16 protein-coding genes are annotated in these 18,297 nt (G+C 62.3%); 9 read left to right on the top strand and 7 right to left on the bottom strand.

Features of this window, described 5'->3' with window-relative positions; translation table 11 throughout:
* Positions 1-46: 46 nt before the first annotated feature.
* Positions 47-1,036: an ABC transporter substrate-binding protein gene (locus MESCI_RS13220; RefSeq protein WP_013530444.1), complete on the bottom strand. Its 990-nt coding sequence runs from the start codon at positions 1,034-1,036 to the stop codon at positions 47-49.
* 196 nt (positions 1,037-1,232) lie between these two features.
* Between MESCI_RS13220 and MESCI_RS13215 the strand changes: the two genes are divergently transcribed.
* A complete protein-coding gene (locus MESCI_RS13215) occupies positions 1,233-1,544 on the top strand; it encodes a hypothetical protein (protein ID WP_164919894.1) in 312 nt (103 codons plus the stop codon).
* On the opposite strand, the gene MESCI_RS13210 is transcribed toward MESCI_RS13215, so the two are convergent.
* The 6 genes from MESCI_RS13210 to MESCI_RS13185 form a co-directional block, all read right to left on the bottom strand.
* Complete coding sequence (locus MESCI_RS13210) at positions 1,541-2,362, bottom strand: carbohydrate ABC transporter permease (protein WP_013530443.1); 822 nt, start codon at positions 2,360-2,362, stop codon at positions 1,541-1,543. The genes MESCI_RS13215 and MESCI_RS13210 overlap by 4 nt on opposite strands.
* Positions 2,363-2,364: 2 nt before the next feature.
* Entirely contained in the window at positions 2,365-3,231 is an 867-nt protein-coding gene (locus MESCI_RS13205; RefSeq protein ID WP_013530442.1) for a carbohydrate ABC transporter permease, read from the bottom strand.
* A gap of 55 nt (positions 3,232-3,286) precedes the next feature.
* Complete coding sequence (locus tag MESCI_RS13200; protein ID WP_013530441.1) at positions 3,287-4,612, bottom strand: ABC transporter substrate-binding protein; 1,326 nt, start codon at positions 4,610-4,612, stop codon at positions 3,287-3,289.
* Positions 4,613-4,664: 52 nt separating this feature from the next.
* Positions 4,665-6,197 carry a putative N-acetylmannosamine-6-phosphate 2-epimerase gene (locus tag MESCI_RS13195; protein WP_013530440.1) on the bottom strand — a complete coding sequence of 511 codons (1,533 nt, stop codon included), beginning with the start codon at positions 6,195-6,197 and terminating at the stop codon, positions 4,665-4,667.
* 68 nt (positions 6,198-6,265) lie between these two features.
* Complete coding sequence (locus MESCI_RS13190; RefSeq protein WP_013530439.1) at positions 6,266-7,015, bottom strand: GntR family transcriptional regulator; 750 nt, start codon at positions 7,013-7,015, stop codon at positions 6,266-6,268.
* Positions 7,016-7,145: 130 nt separating this feature from the next.
* On the bottom strand, positions 7,146-7,931 hold the full coding sequence (locus MESCI_RS13185; protein WP_013530438.1) for an IclR family transcriptional regulator: 786 nt from the start codon (positions 7,929-7,931) through the stop codon (positions 7,146-7,148).
* A gap of 95 nt (positions 7,932-8,026) precedes the next feature.
* Between MESCI_RS13185 and MESCI_RS13180 the strand changes: the two genes are divergently transcribed.
* From MESCI_RS13180 to MESCI_RS13145, 8 genes are all read left to right on the top strand, one after another.
* Complete coding sequence (locus tag MESCI_RS13180) at positions 8,027-9,130, top strand: succinylglutamate desuccinylase/aspartoacylase family protein (protein ID WP_224620669.1); 1,104 nt, start codon at positions 8,027-8,029, stop codon at positions 9,128-9,130.
* The gene (locus MESCI_RS13175) at positions 9,120-10,058 is read left to right on the top strand and encodes a threonine ammonia-lyase (RefSeq protein WP_013530436.1); all 939 of its coding nucleotides are present in this window, start codon (positions 9,120-9,122) and stop codon (positions 10,056-10,058) included. Before MESCI_RS13180 ends, MESCI_RS13175 begins: the two co-directional genes overlap by 11 nt.
* Before the next feature lie 158 nt (positions 10,059-10,216).
* A complete protein-coding gene (locus tag MESCI_RS13170) occupies positions 10,217-11,236 on the top strand; it encodes a sugar ABC transporter substrate-binding protein (protein WP_013530435.1) in 1,020 nt (339 codons plus the stop codon).
* A 116-nt stretch (positions 11,237-11,352) separates the two neighbouring features.
* Positions 11,353-13,896, top strand: coding sequence for an ATP-binding cassette domain-containing protein (locus MESCI_RS13165; protein WP_013530434.1), 2,544 nt, complete (start codon positions 11,353-11,355; stop codon positions 13,894-13,896).
* Positions 13,897-13,906: 10 nt separating this feature from the next.
* Complete coding sequence (locus MESCI_RS13160) at positions 13,907-14,929, top strand: Gfo/Idh/MocA family protein (protein WP_013530433.1); 1,023 nt, start codon at positions 13,907-13,909, stop codon at positions 14,927-14,929.
* Positions 14,930-14,939: 10 nt separating this feature from the next.
* Positions 14,940-15,914 carry an ABC transporter permease gene (locus MESCI_RS13155; protein WP_013530432.1) on the top strand — a complete coding sequence of 325 codons (975 nt, stop codon included), beginning with the start codon at positions 14,940-14,942 and terminating at the stop codon, positions 15,912-15,914.
* A complete protein-coding gene (locus MESCI_RS13150; protein WP_013530431.1) occupies positions 15,911-16,717 on the top strand; it encodes a creatininase family protein in 807 nt (268 codons plus the stop codon). The genes MESCI_RS13155 and MESCI_RS13150 overlap by 4 nt, the downstream gene beginning before the upstream one ends.
* Positions 16,714-18,243, top strand: a complete 1,530-nt coding sequence (locus MESCI_RS13145) for an aldehyde dehydrogenase family protein (RefSeq protein ID WP_245268613.1) — start codon at positions 16,714-16,716, stop codon at positions 18,241-18,243. Before MESCI_RS13150 ends, MESCI_RS13145 begins: the two co-directional genes overlap by 4 nt.
* Positions 18,244-18,297 lie beyond the last annotated feature (54 nt).

The raw sequence follows: 18,297 nt of genomic DNA, 5'->3' as shown, positions 1-18,297 counted from the left end.
GCAAGGCCAAGCTACTTCCAAGGCCAAGCTACTTTCCAAGGCCAAGCTACTTCCCAAGGAAGGACGTATCGACGAGGTCGTCATACTTGACGTCCATTTTGAGCTTGCCGAAGCCGCCCCAGATATCGCCGCCCAGCTTGATCAGCTTGCCGGCTTCGCCAGTCTCGCCACCGGCGAAGAATTCGGCATTGCGCTGCTTACCGTAGAAGTTCACGCCAGCGGCCGAGGAAGCGAAGTCCTTCGGATCCTTCAGCCAGCCGCCGACGCCTTTGGCCATCACCTCATACGCCTTCTCAGGATTCTCCTTGATGAACTCGTTGGCCTTGTAGAGGCCCTTCACCAGCGCCTCGACATCTCCGGGGTTCTTCGTGATGTAGTCGCAGTTGAGCGCCACCACATCGACGATCAAGCCGGGTGTCTTGGAGGAGTCGATCAGCACCTGTCCCTTGTTTTCCTTCTTGGCCAGCGTCAGATGCGGTTCCCAGGTGACGGCAACGGGAATGCGGTCGGCCATGAAGGCGGCGGCGGCATCGTCTGCCGTCATGTTGGTGATCTTCACATCGGCCTGGGTGAGACCGGCCTGCTTGAGCAGGATATTGAACCAGAACTGCGACACTGAACCCTCGTTCAGCGCTACGTCCATGCCTTTGAGGTCGGCGATGCTCTTGACCCCGCTGGGCGCGAGCACGCCATCGCCGCCATGGCTGTCATCCAGCGCATAGACCGACTTGAAGCAAACATCCTTCGAACGATACTTCATGATCTCGTCGACGGTCGAGGCGCTGCCGTCGAGCTCGCCGGCGGCAACAGCCGCCATATACAGCGATGCTTCCTCGATGATCTCAAGCGAGACATCGAGCCCACCTTCCTTGAAGTAGCCCATGTCACGGGCAAGGAAGAGCGGTCCGTACCCCACCCAGGTCGTCATGCCCAGTTTCAAGCTGCCAGCTTCGGCGTGGAGGCTCACCGATATGGCGCTGAGCGCAATGCCGGCCACCAGCGCGGCCCGGCGAAACTTCGAGATTATTGTCGTCATCACGTTCCCCTGTTTTTCTGAAGTCGGGCGTTATCCCGGCCCGAACGAAACCCGCTCCGGAGGCATCGCCGAAGCCTGTCGCCTGACGTTCTTTTCTTGTTTTCTTTCAGCCGATGGCGGAGCAAAGCACGTTGGGTGCGCTGCACAAACTATGATTTTCAGTAGTTCGGCTTAGGCTGGACCTAACCAGACTGCGTTGCGTCTGCGCCATCGCGATTTCGCCATCAGCAAGCTGCACCATTTCTTCTTTCCTCGGCCGGCCCGGGGCCACACCATTTTACGCGCCATTTATTGGCCGGGGCTGAGAGACGGGGAACTGGAGCCGAGCCATCGCGGGCTGCGGCCTAAAACGAACGGGTTGCAGTTCGGCGATTTCGCCATTCTGGCAGATCCGTCCGGACGGCTGATCCGTCTTTTCGGAATCGAGCCACCTGGCCTGACAAGCGCGCTGGCGCTGTCGGATTGGGTTGTCCAATTTGTCGGAAAGACGAACTTCTTCTTGCTTTAGCCCTTGACCGCCCCAGCGGTCATGGATCCCGATATCTGCCGATACATCACAAGACCCAGCAGTGCCGGCGGCAAGGCGCCCAGCATCATGACGGCGGAAGCGGTTCCCCATTTTACGCCACCGCCGCTCGCGGCGAAGAAGAAGGATGCGCCGACCGTCATCGGCACGGCACGACTGGTTGTCAGCATGAGGCCGAAGAGGAATTCGTTCCAGGCGGTGATGAAGCCGAAGATGAAGGTTGTGACGAGCGCCGGTCGGATGACGGGCCGGACGATCATCATCATCACCTGCAAGGAACTTGCGTCATCGACTTTCGCCGCCTCGTCGAGTTCGACTGGTACATCTGAAATCGCGTTTACCAGGATGACGAGTGCAAGCGGCGCGTTGACGATGGTCAGGATGAGCCCGAGCCCGATCCGCGTATCGAGCAGGCCCAGCCACTGGTACATCATGTAAAGCGGGATCGCGAAGATGATCAGCGGCACGGCGCGAAGATTGATGACGATCGGCAGGACCAAGCGCTTTCCCGCCTCGCTGCGCGCGATCGCATAGGCAGCCGGGAACGCGAGCACGATCGCAAGGCCGGTTCCGATCAGCGCCGCCACGGTGCTGTTCAGCAGATAGGCATAGATGTTGAAGCGGCTGGTCTGCGTCAGGACCTCCAGATAGTTGTCGAGCGTCGGCTGGCTGATCCACAAACCGGGGTTCGTCGAAAGCTCGCGCTGGCTTTTGAGCGATGTGATCAGCGTCACGATAATGGGGAAATTCATCGCCAGCACGGCGATGGCAAAAACGATCCAGCGCAGTGCCCCGGCCATCGTCAACGCTTCCTGCGGCCGGCAAGCCGGTTAAGGCAGTGGAGAACGATGAACGACGCCATGAACAGGACAACCGAGGCGGCGACCGCCTTGCCAATAGCCCCTTCCTTGAAGAAGGCTTGGTAGATGTAGATCGACAAGGACGTCGTTGAACCTCCTGCACCACTGCCGGTCAATGCATAGACATTGTCGAACACCCGGAAACCGTCGATGAAACGGATGAAAAACGCGATGACCAGCGTCGGCTTCATCAATGGCAGGTCGATCCACCGGACGATCTCAAACGGTGATGCGCCATCGAGCGAGGAGGCTTCGCGCACGTCGAGCGGTATGGCCGAATAGGCCATGTAGAAGAGCAGGAAGGCGAAAGGCGTCCATTGCAGCGTCTCCACGACGACAAGGGTGCGGAAGGCATTGTTGATGTCGAGGAAGGCCGGGCTGTCACCGAACCATTCGAAGAGATAGTAGGGGACGGGGCCCGCAAATTCATGCAGCACCAGCCGGTACATGAGACCGACCATGGCCGGCGCGACCATCAGCGGCAGCATCAACGGCGCCATCAGGACTGGTCGCTTGCTCAGAAGCGGCGCCAGGAAGATGGCAAGGAAAAGACCGATCAGACATTCCGCTGATGCGGTAAGAATACCGAAGCGCAGAGAGAACCAGGCCGAGCTCCAGAATTCGCGGTCGTTCAACACCGCGACATAGTTGCTGAAACCGCTCAACACCGGACTGCGCAGCGTCTCGAATGTGACGGCCGAAATGGAATAGATCAGATTGACGATCGCCGGAAAGCCGAGGAACAGCAGCAGGAAGCCGACCAGCGGCGTCAGATACATCCTGCCTTCGGCACGTGTCACAAGGGCCATGTCGATCCGCCAAACGCGCCGGACGCCGAGCTCGACCCGGCGTCCGGCAAATGGTTCATTTCTTGAGAAGGTCCTGCATGCCCGCCTTGGTGTGGGCGAGCGCATCCTCGAGGCTCTGCTGGCCGGACCAGTAGCCGGTAAACTCCTTTGCCTGCAGCTCATAGACCGGGAGCGCACTCGCGGACGTCGCTCCGGTCATGACATAGCCGTACTTGCTGGCGAATTCGCCGAGCTTGACGAGATCGGGACGTTCCTTCGCAACCTTGGCGACGACATCGGGAGACAATGCCGGCGAACCGCCGCTGCGCGCATAGAGCAAGGCCGCATCCTCGGTGGCGAGCCACTTCAGGAACTTGACGGCGCCTTCCTTGTTCTTGGCGTTCTTGTTGAGGCCCAAACCAAGGCCGTGGATATGATCGGCGCGTCCGTCGGGACCTGCCGGCGGCGCGACGATCCCGGTCACCTCGGCGACCGCCGGAGATTTTTCGGTGCTGGTCAGATCCGCCGCCGCGGCATTCCACTGCAGTGCCGTCGCGGCCTGACCGGATGCGAAGGCCGCGTTGGTTTCCGCATATTCGTAGCTCAGCGAATCCTTGGGCGATGACCCGGCATCATAGAGTTTCTTGTAGAGCTCGAGGCCGGTCTTGTAGGCATCCGAATCCACCGTGACATTGCCGTCCTTGTCCATCCAGTCGCCGCCGTAGGAGCGCGGCAGCGACTGGAAGACCATCATGTTGAACAGCAGGTTCTTCATCTGCAGGACCGTGCCGTAGCGCACCGGGCTGTCGGGGTTCACCTGCTTGGTGAAATAGAGGGCGGTGGCCGCCCAGTCGTCCCAGGTCCAGCTGTCCGGGTCCTTCGGCTGCAGCGGCTTGCCGAGATATTTCTGGGCGATTTCACCATAGGTCTTCTTGGCGGCGTCATCCCTGTTCAAGGCGTCGACGAGATCCTTGCGGTAGTACATGAAGTGCAGCGAAAGGTCTGTCGGCACGCCGTATTGCTTGCCGTCGAACTGCATCGTCTTGAGAACGGATTCGCCGAAAACCTTGGCCGCATCCGCGCCAAGATCGACCGGCTCCATATAGGGCGCGTAGCGACCGAGCGAGTAGGTGGCGACGAGGTTCACGTCGAAGGCGTTGGATCCGGCCGCCATGTCGGCCTGCAGCTTGTCGTAAAAGCCTTCGCGGTTGAAGAACAGCAGCTCCACCTTGTCGGCATCGCTTGCCTGCTTGTTGTAGGTTTCCACGGTTGCCCGCAGTGCGGTTTCCTCAGACCCGCCAGGCCAGCCGAGCACGGTCACGGTTGCATTGGCAAAGGTCGGCAAAGCTGTCCCCGCGAGGAGGGTGGCCATAAGCGCAAAAGACGTCCTGCTCAATTTCATGATCGTTCCCTTCTTTTTTGATGCTTTTTGCATGGCATGACCGGCGGCGCCGCTACCTTGCCCATTCGGCAAGATCGGCAACACCGATGACGCCGGCGTGGCCCGCGAGCTTCGCCGCAACGAGATTGGAGGAAAGGCGCGGTGGAACCTCGCCCAGATGCGCGCGCACCCGGTCGAGATAGCCATCGGCAAGACCGATGCTGCCGCCGATGACGATCGATTTCGGATCGAACATCATCTGAATGTCCCGGCACAGCGTCGCGACCCGCGAGGCGCTCCGCGAGACGATGGCGTCGGCCCAGGCCTCGCCCTTCAGCGCAAGCCCGAACACATCGGCGGCATCGGCCTTGAAGCCGGCCTTGAGGGCCTGCGAAGCGATCCAGCGGCCGGAGGTGCTGTCTTCGAGCGGGGCCTGGTCTTCAGACAAACTACGGATCAGACCGAAGTGACCGGCAAGACCGGACAGCAATCGGCCGTTGCAAACGATGCCGCCGCCAATTCCGGTCGAGATGGTCAAAAAGACGATGTCGCGACCTTGCCCGGCGCCGAATTTGTATTCGCCCCAGGCGGCTGCCTGGGCATCGTTGAACGCACAGACAGGCTTGCCGAAAACAGCGGATGCCCTTTCGACCAGCGGGTAGCCGTCGGGAATGCCAAGCGTCGCCGGATTCAACGCCGACCAGCGTCCATCGTGCACCAGCCCCGTCACCGCAATACCGATACGACTGATGCGGCTTGACCAGGCTGACGTGCTTTGCGTAAGGGATGCCAGCCAGGCGTCGGGTCCAGCCTCTCGCGCCGTCGGCACGATCATGTCCTCGATCACCTTGCCGCCGCTGACCAGCGCGGCCATGGTCTTGGTTCCGCCGATGTCGATGCCCAGCACGGTTGGGCCAAGCACGGTTTGCGTGCCTCTTGCCGCATAGGCCTCGGAAATCGCCTGGTGGAACCACGAGGTGACGTGCTCGGTACGGGTGATCGCCGATCCGACAACCACGGCACAGGCGCCGGCGCGCGCGGCGGCGGCCGCCTGCTCCGGCGACCGGATACGCCCTTCGGCGATGACGTAGGGGGTCAGGGTTCGCATTTGAGCGATGAGGGCGATGTCCGGATCCTCCGGCTCCGGCCCGCCGACATAGCCGGAAAGCGTCGTGCCGACAAAATCGACACCCGCGGCAAGGGCCCGGCGCGCATCGTCAAGGCAAGAGCAATCGGCCATGGTCAGCTTGTTCCTGGCCTTGACGGCTTTCACAAGCGCTTCGACAGGAACGGGACGGACACGGTCCGTCGCATCGAAAGCGATGATATCGGCGCCCGCCTCGGCCAGCGCCTCGACATCGGCCAGATAGGGCGTGATGCGCACGGGGCTGTCGGTGAGATCGCGCTTGACGATACCGATGATCGGCACGCGGACTGCCAGGCGGGCGGCCGCGACATAAGGCACGGATTCGATGCGCAGGGCCTTGGCTCCGGCTTCAAGAGCGGCCCTGGCAAAGCCCGTCACGAATTGCGCACTGTCCATCGGGCCGCCGGGAACCGGCTGGCAGGACACGATGAGACAGTTGGCGATGTCTTCCCGCTGCACGTCGGCACTCCCTTGTCGCCATCACGATAAATGGAAAACACCAGATTACAACCAGTTCATGACTGGTATTATCTTTGCAGCTCGAAGACGAAGTCGTAGACGTCTCCCTTGTAGCGTGTCTCGCAGTATTCCACGATCTGTCCGTCGGCGAGAAAGCAGCGGCGCTCGGTCATCAGCAGCGGTGCGCCCATCTCGCAATGAAGGTGTCTTGCATCCTCCAGCGATGCGCCGCGCGAGCGCATGCGCTGGATTGCCCTCTGAGGCAGGAAGCCGCGTGCATCTAGCGCTTCATAGAGGGAGTCCTGAACCATCTCGGGCGAAGGAAGGAAGCGAACCGGCACGGCCGAGACCTCGACGGCGATCGACGCGCCATCGGCCGTCCGCACGCGGCGCATGCGGATTACATTGGTGTTTGCGGCAATACCCAAAGCCATCATTTCGGCTGGCGATGGACGGCTTATCTGTTTGGAAAGCCATAGGCATCCAGGCTTCAGGCCGCGCGCCAGAATGTCCTCCGAAAAGCTCGTCAGCGTCGAAAGCGATTTTTCGACCCGCGACCCGATCTCGGTTTTGGAACCATGCCGGCGATTGAGCTGCCCTTCCTCTTCGAGCAACGCCAGAGCTTTTCTCACAGTGACACGCGAGATCGACAGGGCTTCCGCCAGAACCCGCTCGCCCGGCAGAACCGCGCCGGCCTTCAAAGCGTTGGAACGGATCGCTGCCTCGATCGCCGATTTCAACCGTCGGTAAAGCGGCACATCGGAGGCTGTCGCTTCCATCTCCCGACTGACAAGCCCGATCAGGTTCACGGTTGTCATTGCTCTTCCTCCCGCGCGAGAAGCACCCAGGATCAAAACATTCCTGACTGGACCCATACTGGTATTATCAATCCGGTGCAAACGTCCCGCGGGCGGTGCCTCGTCTGCGCCGTCAGCGCACCACGACCCCTCAGCGAACCCGCGGTGACAGCTTCATGGAGATGCGATCGCAGGCAGCACGCAGGACCTCCAGAGTAAAGGCATGGCGGCTTTCACGCGTATGGCGATTGATATAGGCGACGATAATGGAGGCGACGGCGCTGCCGTCCGGTCCGATGACCGGACAGCAGATATCGGTGATGCCGACGAAATCACGGCTCTCGCGCATCCAGTAACCGTCCGCGCGGATGGTACGAAGCTGCTTTTCCAGCGCCTCTCGATCCAGCGGCGCCGGCGAATGTGCCGCACATTCGTCGATCATCCGCGTCGCGACCTTTGGCGGTTGGAAGGCAAGGATCACATGGCCGGAGGTCGCGTCGGTGGCCAGGCGGCCGTAGCCGAGGCGCAGCGTGAACGCCATGTCCTCGCCGCCGGGAACGGCCGCGGTCACGACGGTCAAGCCATGATTGAAGACGACCAGGTGCGGCGACTGATTTGAGTCCCCGGCAATCCGCGTCAGCTCGGGCATTGCGGCGGACATGAGATCCTGAGCGCTCGGCGTGTGCAGCCCCAGCTTGAAAAGCTTGTCGGTCAACGAATAGGCGTCGGTCTCGGCGTTGCGCTCGATATATTGACGCTCCTGGAGCGCGATCAGCATCCGGAAAATCTCATTCTTCGAACGACCGAGGCCTTCCGCGATCTCCTTCATCGTCAAGGGCGCTCGCGCCTCCGCCAGCAGCTCCAGGACATCCAGACCCTTCGTCAGCGCCGGGGCCGAATAGGTCGGTTTGCCACTCTCTTTTGCGTCATCTGCCATTCGAAGAATCCCCGGTGGTCCACGCACGATAGAGACAAGAAATCGGAATTGCCATTGGTTTTATATCCAAACTTGACACCATATATAAAACTGACATGATGACGGGGACAATGAATTTCGAGGCCGAGCCGATGACCGTCCAGAGACCAGCAAACACTGTCCGCGCGACCATCACGCCCCGAAACAACAGTGTTTACACGTCGGTCGATTTCGATCGCGAGGGCAAGCAGATCGGCTTCTTCCATGTGCCCCAATCGCCGCACGACGATGCCTGGGGCACGGTCCGCGTTCCGCTGGCCGTCATCAAGAACGGAGACGGTCCGACGGTCCTGATCGAGGGTGGCAACCACGGCGACGAATATGAGGGGCCGATCGCGCTCGGCGAGCTTCTGCGCGAGATCGATCCACGGGATATAGCCGGTCGCATCATCGCGATTCCGGCCATCAACATTCGGGCCGTCGAGGCCGGCACCCGCACCTCCCCGGTCGACGGGTTGAATTTCAACCGCAGTTTTCCAGGCGATTTCAACGGCACGCTGACAAGCCAGATAGCGGCCTATGTGCATGACATCCTGTTTCCGAAGGCCGACTATTTCCTGGATCTCCACTCCGGCGGTTCGTCCCTGATGATCCTGCCGAGCGCGATCATCGAGCCCTCCCCGACCGCGCAGGGGCATCGCAAGAACATCAAGGCGACGCTCGCCTTCGGGGCGCCGACCGTTGTCATGGTCGACAATCTCGGCGAAACCCGGACCTCGACCGCGTCCGCCAATCACCAGGGGCTGATCGTCATCGGCAGCGAGATGGCCGGCGGCGGCCTTGTCAGTCCGGATGCGTTGGCCATCTGCCGCAGGGGCATCCGCAATGTGCTGAAACATGCAGGCGTCCTGAAGGGCGCGCCTGACATTGCCCCTGGCGCCAACGCACGCGTGCTCAAGGTGCCCGGAAGCGAAGGCTATCTGCTTTCCGAGGAGGACGGTGTCTTCGAACCCTTGAGCCCCCTCGGCAGTGCCGTCAGCAAAGGCGACCTTGCCGGACGCATTCACTTCCTCCACACGCCGTCGCGCGCGCCCATCGATCTCCTTCACCCCATCGACGGCATCGTTTTCGCCAAGCGTCAACCCGGCCGCGTGCGCCCGGGGAATTGCTGTTTCGTGCTGGCCAACGAATATCCGGAGGCACTGACCGATGAGCCATGAAGACATCATGGCGGCTGCCCGGCGCATTGCCCCCTTCATACGGCGCACCCCGGTCGTCAAGCTCGACCATGCCACGGGCGCGAACCTCCAAAATGATGTCTATTTGAAACTCGAATGCCTCCAGGTGAGCGGCTCCTTCAAGATCCGGGGCGCCACGAACCGGGTGAAAACGCTCGAGCCGGGCCGGATCGAAAACGGACTGGTCGCCGCATCCGGCGGCAATCACGGCCTGGCCACCGCCTATGTGGCTGCCCGGGCCGGCGCTCCCGCCACCATCTACCTGCCGAACAATGCAAGCCCGCTGAAGGCGGAAAAGCTGCGCAAATGGGGCGCTGACGTTCGCTTCGAAGGCAAGGTCTGGGATGAAGCGCATGAGGCTGCATTGGCCGAGGCAAAAGCGCGCGGCGCCTTCTACATGCATCCCTTCGCCGATGCGCAGATCGTGTCCGGCCAGGGAACCGTGGCGCTGGAGATGGTCGACCAGATTCCCGATGCCGACATCTACATCGTCGCGATCGGCGGAGGCGGCCTCATCAGTGGCATGTCCGAAGTCCTGAAGCACGTCAAACCCGACGCCAGGATCGTTGGTGTCGAGCCGACCGGTTCACCGACCCTTCACGCCTCCCTGACTGCCGGCCGTGTCGTTCGCTTGCCCGAGATAACGACGAAGGTTGCGACCATGGCCTGCGGCCGCACGGACGAAAGTATCTACGAGATCGTCGCCAAGCACGTCGACGACATCGTCCTTGTCGAGGATGCGGACATGCAGAAAGCCGCTGAATTGCTCTGGTTCGAATTCGGCATCGCCGCCGACCTCAGCGGCGCGGCATCGCTGGCCGCGTTGATGAGCGGAGCTTTCAAGCCACCGCGCGGCGCCCGCATCGCCGGGCTTGTCTGCGGCGCCGGTGTCGAAGGCCTGAACGGCTGAGGTCGAGAAAGGCCGGTCCACGCAGGACGCGGCCCGACATGGATACGGCACGAGTGCCGCGGAATACCGCCGGAATGCCTGTCGCTGGGACGGTCGTCGTGCGGGACATGAAAAAGAGGCGAAGAATCGTCCTGTCGCAACAAGAGGAGAACTGAAACATGCGCATTTCCCTGAAAGCATCCATTGCTCTGCTTGCACTCGCCATCGCAACGCCCTCGCTTGCCGCGGAAAAGGTTCTTGGACTTGCGGCAATCGACTTGCAGAACTCCTTCTTTGTCCGCATGAAGGAAGCTGGCGACGTGGCTGCCGCCGACTATGGGGTGAAATCCACCTGGCAGAGCGCCGAGGGTAGCCTGGAAAAACAGGTCAGCATCATCGAGAATTTCATCAATCAGGGCGTCAGCGCGATCCTGATCGATCCGATCGACAAGAACGCGGTCATTCCGGTGATCCAGAAAGCCACCGCCGCCGGCATTCCGGTGATCACCATGGGCAACAAGGTCGAGGCAGGCTCGAACTATTCGACGCTCTATCCGGACTACGACAACATGTCGATGGTTGCCCGCGCGCTCGGCAAGTCGCTTGGCGGCAAGGGCGAAGTCGCCCTGCTCGTCGGTTCGCGTGGCAACTTCGTGTCCGACACGCGCGAAAAAGGCTTTGTCGAAACCCTGAAAAAGGAGTTTCCGGACATCAAGGTCGTCGGCATCGAGCCGACCGGCTGGGACGCAGCCAAGGCAACGAATGCCGCCCAGACATGGCTCACCACCTATCCGGACCTGAAGGCCATCGGCTGCATCTCCGACAGCCTTTGCCTGGCAGCCGATTCCGTTGCCAGTTCGATGGGAACCCAGCTGCTCTACGGCGGCTATGACGGCGACGCCGAGATGAAGCCGCTGATCGACGACGGCAAGATGGTGATGGACGTGCTGACCGGCGCCTATCGTGTCGGCTACTGGAACATCGCCGTTGCCGCTCGCCTGGCCAACGGCGAAAAGCTGCCGCAGGATCTCTACATGCCGACCTATTTCGTGACCTCGGATGCGACGGCGGCGAAGCTCAAGGCGGATGGCCTCACCTTCGAATACATCAACACCGACAAGGAGGCGGTGGAAGCCAAGAACTATACCGAGCAACTCGGTCCCAAGGTTCCGGCGACCGCCATGACCCTGGCAAAGTAACAGCCTAAAGCGGCTCAAGCGCCGGATGACGTATCATCCGGCGTCCCCTTTTCCTGACGATCGCCGTCGCCGCTTCCGTGGTGACCGCGCATGATGCTCGATAAGAGGACCGACCCATGTTCCAGTCCTGGACCTCTCCGTTACTACGGCGCAACGAACCGGTTCTCATCGCGGTGCTGCTGGTCGCCATCGCCGTCTTCGGCTGGATCGATCCGCGCTTTCTGTCGACCGGCAACCTTGTCAGCATCGCGCAGCAGAGTGCGGTCATCGCCCTCATCTCCTTTGCCATGACGGCCGTGATCATCGCGCGCGGCATCGATATTTCCGTCGGCAGCAACCTCGCCTGTTCCGGCATCGCCGCGGGTCTTGCCTATACGGCAACCGGCTCGGCGAGCCTGAGCCTTCTCGCCGCGATCGGTGGCGGTGCCGCGATAGGTCTGCTCAATGGAGCGCTGATCGGCTTTGCCGGCATCTCTCCCTTCATCGCAACGCTCGCCACCATGGCGTTCGCGCGCGGCCTGGCGCTCAGTCTCTCCGGCGCATCCAGCATCGCGGTCGCCGATCCGGTCCTGCTTTTCGCCGGACGCGAGACAATCGGCCTGCTGCCGGTCTCCGTCATCATCGCCGCCATCTGCCTGAGCCTCTGGTGGTTCGTGCTCAATCGAACGGTATACGGGCGTTGGATCTATGCGATCGGCGGCAATGCGGGGGCGGCGCGGGCCTCTCTGGTTCCCGTCGACCTCGTGCGCATCTCCGTCTACCTGATTGCCGGTGCGACAGCCGGGCTCGGCGCGATCCTCACCATCGGCCGCCTTGGTTCGGCACAGCCGCTTGCCGGCACCGGCCTTGAATTTACAGCCATCACAGCCGCGATCATCGGCGGCACGAAACTCTCCGGCGGCCAGGGCTCGATCTGGGGAACGGCGATCGGGGCGCTGCTGCTGGGCGTCATCAACACCGGCCTGTCCTTCCTGCAGGTGCCGCAGATCCTGATCTATTTCGTGACCGCGAGCCTCATTCTGGTGGCCGTTCTCACCAGCCAGCCGGAGAGTGTCGCCGCCTTGTTCAAGACCGGTGGCCGCAAGTCCACCCCGTCGCCCCGCAACACCGCCGCAACATCGGTCGGCAAACACAGCATCGCCTTGCGCGGGCTTGGCAAGTCTTTTCCGGGCGTCAAGGCACTCGACGGTGTCAGCTTTGCCGTCTCGGCTGGCGAGGTGGTGGGACTTGCCGGCGAGAACGGGGCCGGGAAATCGACACTGGTGAAGTGCATTTCTGGTCTGCATCGCCCGGACGAGGGTGAGATCGCCATCGACGGCAACGCCGTCCAGTTCCACTCCCCCAGCGATGCCAAGGGCATCAGCGTCATCCATCAGCATTTCAGCCTTTCGCCGGACCTGACGGTGGCGGAGAATCTCTTCATCGGCCGCGAGCCGCACACCCGCCTGGGATTTCTCGACCGGGCCCGGATGCGGCGCGATGCGAAGGCCATCATGGACGAGCTGTCGCTCGATATCGACATTGCCGCGGAGCTGCGAACGCTTTCCGTCGGGCACCGGCAGATGGTGGAAATTGCCCGTGCCGTTCTGTCCGATGCCTGGTTCTTCATCATGGACGAGCCGACCAGCGCGCTCTCCAACCGCGAGCGCGACCAGCTCTACGACCTGATCGACAGGCTGAGAGCTCGCGGCGCCGGCATCCTCTACATCTCGCACAAGATGGAAGAGATCTTCAGCCAGTGCGACCGCGTCGTCGTTCTGCGTGACGGACGCTTCATCGGCGAGCGCCAGACCAGCCAGACCAGCGAGGCCGAGATCGTCGCCATGATGGTCGGGCGCGATGTCGGCGACATCTTCCCCTATCTCGAAGCGCAAGTCGGCGAAACCGCGGTCGAGATCAGCAACATTTCCGATGGCAAGCTCTTGAAGTCGGCCACGCTCAGCGTGTGCAGGGGCGAAATCGTCGCGCTCGCCGGCCTGATGGGCAGCGGCCGCTCCGAAGTGCTCAGGCTGATTGCCGGCCTCGATCCCATGCATGGCGGCACGCTCAGAATTTTCGGCGGGCAGCAGACCGGCGGCGACACCAAGGCCGCCAATCGCGCCGGCATCGTCTACATACCGGAAGATCGGCATCTGGAAGGCTTCGTCGGCACGATGTCGATCAGGGATAACCTGTCCCTCGCCTGGATTCGCGACAACAGTCACTTCGGCCTGCTGAGACCTCGCCACATCCTGGCTCTCGCGCGCGATCTCATCGGCTCACTCGGCGTGCGGCCGGCCCAGCCCGACAAGATGGCCATCGAACTCTCGGGCGGCAATCAGCAGAAGGTCGTCATCGGCAAATGGCTTGCCACCAAGCCGAAGATCATCCTGCTCGACGAGCCGACACGCGGCGTCGACGTCGGCGCAAAGTCCGAACTCCATCACCTGATCGCAAGATTGAAGGCCGAGGGCGCGGCGATCCTCATGGTGTCGAGCGAGTTGCCCGAGGTCCTCGGCGTTGCCGACCGCATCGTCGTCATGCGCGAAGGCCACTCTGTCGGCACGCTGGCGCGTGGGGCGACGGAAGAAGATGTGATGACGCTGGCCTTCGGTGATCGCACGATCACACCACCAGCCTGCGCACCCCGGCCAGCATCCAACCTTGCACCATGCCTGTAAGGAGGACCCTTTGAGCAAATTGAAGATCGCCATCGTCGGTGCCGGCTACATGGGTCTCCTGCATGCGCAGGTGGTTGCCGAGAGCCCTGTCGCGGAACTATCGGCATTCGTTGATCCGAACGCTGCCTCGGGAAGCAAGGCCGCGTCCGATTTCGGCGTACGGCATTTCACCGATGCCGCCGCCGCGCTGACTGCCAATGCCGCCGACGCCTACATAGTGGCGGCACCCGATACGCTGCATGAAGACGTCTGCCGCACTCTGCTCGATGCCGGCAAGCCGGTGCTGCTCGAAAAACCGATGGCTCATGATCTTTCCGCTGCCAAGGCGATTGCGAAAGCGGCGGAGAGAAACGGCGCGCGTCTGTTGGTCGGCCACATCCTGCGGTTCGACCCGCGCTATTGCGAAGCCGCGGCAGCGGTGAAATCCGGGCGGATCGGCGAGCCGATCCACGGCAGCAGCGGCCGTTTCACCAATCGCGAAGTCGGTCTTCGCATGAACGGAAACTCGAGCGTCTGCTTCTACCTCGGCGTGCACGACGTGGATGCGCTGCAATGGATCTCAGGTTCAGACATCATCGCCGTCTACTCCCGATCGGTCGCCAAGCTCATGCCTTCGCTCGGAGTTCGCTCCGAAGACGCGATCTTCTCCACCGTCGAGCTGTCGAACGGAATGAGCGGACAGCTCTACTTCGGCTGGACGCTGCCACCGACCGTTCCGACCGGCATCTGGGCGCGCACCGAAATCATCGGCACTGAAGGCATGATCGACCTCGACGTGCGCGACCACGGTCTACGTATCCTATCGCATGGACAGTGGTCGCAGCCCGACGCCTTGCACTGGCCGACCGTCAATGGCCGCATCACGGGGGATCTCTTCGAGGAGGTCCACCATTTCATTTCCGCGGTTCGCGACGAAACCCCTTTCGTGATGCCGCTCGACGACGCCCTGCGCGCCGTCGCCGTCAATGATGCAATCCTGCGCAGCGTCAAATCAGGCCTGCGCGAACCGGTCGAAGATTGGCACATCCGATGAGAGAACCCTCATGACCCGCCAACAGAACATTTGGTGCAGGCGCTTTCTCGACCTCTCGCCGTTGATCCTGCTGGTCATCCTGCTGGCGATCTTCGCGCTCATCGACGCCCGCATCGTTTCAACCGCCAGCCTCATCAACATCGTCGCCCAGGCGACCCCGATCGCCATACTGGCGCTTGGCGCCCTGATCGTTCTGCTGACGGCAGGCATCGACCTGTCCGCCGGCGTCGGCGTCGCCTTCTGTGCCGTCTTCATCGCCAGCCTGATCGACGGCGGCGCCAGCCTGCCGCTTGCCTTGCTCGTCGGCTTTGCCGTGATGGTGGTGATCGGCCTCGCGAACGGCGCCGTTATCGCACTGTTGAAGATACCGCCCTTCGTGACGACATTGGCCACAATGGTCGCGCTGCAGGGCGCAACGCTTGCCGTTGCCTCCAAAGGCGTCCTGATGCTGAAGGATCCGACGCTTCGCGCGGTCGGCATCGAACGCAGCTTCGGCATTCCCAATGTCATTTTCGCAACGCTGCTGATCGTCGCCGTAGCAGCAATCCTGATGTGGCACAGCCGTTTCGGGCTGCGTACCTATGCGCTCGGATCGGATGCCGGAGCCGCGGAACTTGCCGGCATCCCGGTGACGAAACACACGATCCTCGTCTATTGCGCCTCCAGTATCTTCGTCTTCCTGACAGCCGTGATCATGATCAGCCGGGTGCCGGTCGTGACGCCCAACATCGGCGGGACCTCGCTGCTTCTGGACGCGATCGCCGCGGCCGTACTTGGCGGCACCAGTATTTTCGGCGGCAGGGGAACGGTGTGGGGCGCGGTCGTCGGCGCGCTGATCGTCAGCCTGCTGACGACGGCGCTTCGGGTGTTCGGCACGGACCCGTCCAGCCTCGAACTCTACAAGGGAGCAATCATCATGGTCGCTCTCCTGGCCGATTCCGGCATGACCTACGCCAAGGCCCGGCTTGTCGAGGCAGCACGATGAACGAGCCAGCTCCGGCCTTGCCGATCCCGCCTGGATCCAGCTTTGCGCTGATGACCTCCCCGGATACGGAAAGACACGCGACAGCCGGCGTGCATAAACCCGTCGTCATTCTACCGCTCGGCGCTGTCGAGCAACATGGCCCGCATCTGCCGCTCGGCGTCGATTGCTGGCTTGCGGAAGCGGTTGCGCTCGCCGCGGCGGAAGGACAGGCCTCCATCCGTGTCGCCGAACCTTTCGCCTATGGCTCGTCCGAGCATCATCGCTCCTTCTCCGGCACCATGAGCCTCAGCCCGCAGATCTTCATCGCCGTTCTCGTCGATCTCTGCACCTGCCTTGCCGAAGACGGCTTCCTGCCGGTCATGCTGAACGGCCATGGCGGAAACCGCGCCGCCATCCAGGTGGCGATCACCACCCTTGGCAAGCGTGGCATCGTCACCGCGGGTTTCTCGTATTTCGATCTCATCGCCGACGTGGCGGCGCAGGCCCTGCCCGATGCCGCCACAGGCACCGGTCACGCTTGCGCGCTTGAAACGTCGTTGATGATGCATGTGCTTGGCGACAGCGTTCGCCGCGATCTCATCCCGCCAGGCGGCACTCCGCCATCCTGGCCGGATCCTCACCTTTACGCCGCGCCGGCCGTCACCGTCTGGCGCCGTTTCGAAGCCATCCGCGACAACGGCGTCATCGGCACGCCATCGCAGGCAAGCGCGGAGGCCGGCAGCAGACTTTTCATCGCAGCCGTGGAACGCAGCCGCGCCGCCATTTTGAACATCCAATCCGAATTCGGCCAAAGGAACGCATGATGACAGTCCATTTCAAATCTTCTCTCGAAGGCCCCAACCTGCGTGGCATGGCGATCGTCTCGGAGCCGGAAGCAGCCGCCCGTATCGGCATCAACCGCATCGGCGGCGAGTGGATTGCCGGCAGCTCCGGCAGATTCCTGAAAATCGATAGTCCTTCGACGGGCGAGCATCTCGGCTATCTCTCCCTTTCCACCCGTGCCGATGTCGGTCGCGCGGTGAAAGCCGCCGAAGGCGCACGCGAGACCATGCGCAAGATGGGAACCTTCGCACGCGCTCAATTGTGCATACGCATCGCCGACGCGATCGACAGGCGCGCCGAAGAGCTTGCCCACCTGCTCTGCCTGGAACAGGGTAAGCCCTTCCACAGCGAGGCAAAGGCCGAAGCATCGGCGGCAGCTCTCGGTTTCCGCAATGCGGCAGAGCAGATGAAGTGGCTGGAGACGGCGGCGTTTCCCCTGGCCGATGCCAACAAGCGCGCCTTCAGCTTCCTGCAGCCGAAGGGCATCTTTGCCATCATCACGCCATGGAATTTCCCGCTCGCCCTGCCCTGCCTCTACTATCTCGGACCGGCCGTCGCAACGGGCAACACCGTTGTCTGGGTGCCGGCGCCGACGACATCGCTGATTGCCACGGCACTTGTCGAATGCTTCATCGAGGCGGGCTTGCCGGACGGCGCCATCAATCTCGTTCTGGGAGATGGTGCGGAGGTGGGCGACGAGGCCGTCGTTCATCCGGGCACCCATGCCATCGGCTTCACCGGCAGTTCCGCCACCGGCGCGACGATCGCCCGGCGTGGCGCGGGCAAGCCGCTTCTGCTCGAAATGGGCGGCAACGGTCCGACCATCGTCCTGGCCGATGCCGATATCGACATGGCCGCCGCTCAGGTGGGGGCCGGCTGCTTTGCCAATGCCGGGCAGATCTGCACGGCCACCGAACGTGTGCTGGTGCATAAATCCATCCATGACCGGTTTATCGAAGGTCTGGTGAAAGCGGCCGCGAAGGTGAAAATGGGCGACCCTTTCGATCCCGCGACGACGATGGGGCCGATCAACAATGCGGTCGCCGTCGACAAGGTGCTCAGCCACATTGCGGACGCCCGCGCTCGTGGCGCCGAGATCGTCACCGGCGGCAATGTGGCGTCGGGTTTTGCCACCAATCTCTATTTCGAGCCGTCGATCGTCACAGGACTGACCCGGGAAAGCCTGCTCAACGTCGAGGAATCCTTCGGGCCGGTTGCACCCGTCCTGACCTTCGAGACCGACGAGGAGGCGATGGAACTTGCGGCGTCCAGCCCCTACGGCCTGTCGGCCGCGGTCTTCACCAGCACCATCAAGAACGCCTTTGCCTTTGCCGAAAGCCTGAGGGTCGGCATCGTCAACATCAATGAGATGAGCTGCTATTGGGAGCCGCATATTCCTGCCGGCGGCGCCGCCGGGACGCAGAGCGGCCTCGGCCGCACCGGGGGTCGGCACACGCTGATGGAAATGTGCGACCTGAAGACGATTACCGTGGACGTCACTCGCTGACATTCAAGGCCCGCGCCTTTAGCGCGGGCCTCCCGTGCGACCGTATGCCGTTCG

Source organism: Mesorhizobium ciceri biovar biserrulae WSM1271, from assembly GCF_000185905.1.
GTDB classification, from domain to species: Bacteria; Pseudomonadota; Alphaproteobacteria; order Rhizobiales; family Rhizobiaceae; genus Mesorhizobium; species Mesorhizobium ciceri.
The sequence above is the reverse complement of the archived record's forward strand: the minus strand, read 5'-3'. Positions and strand labels throughout refer to the sequence as shown.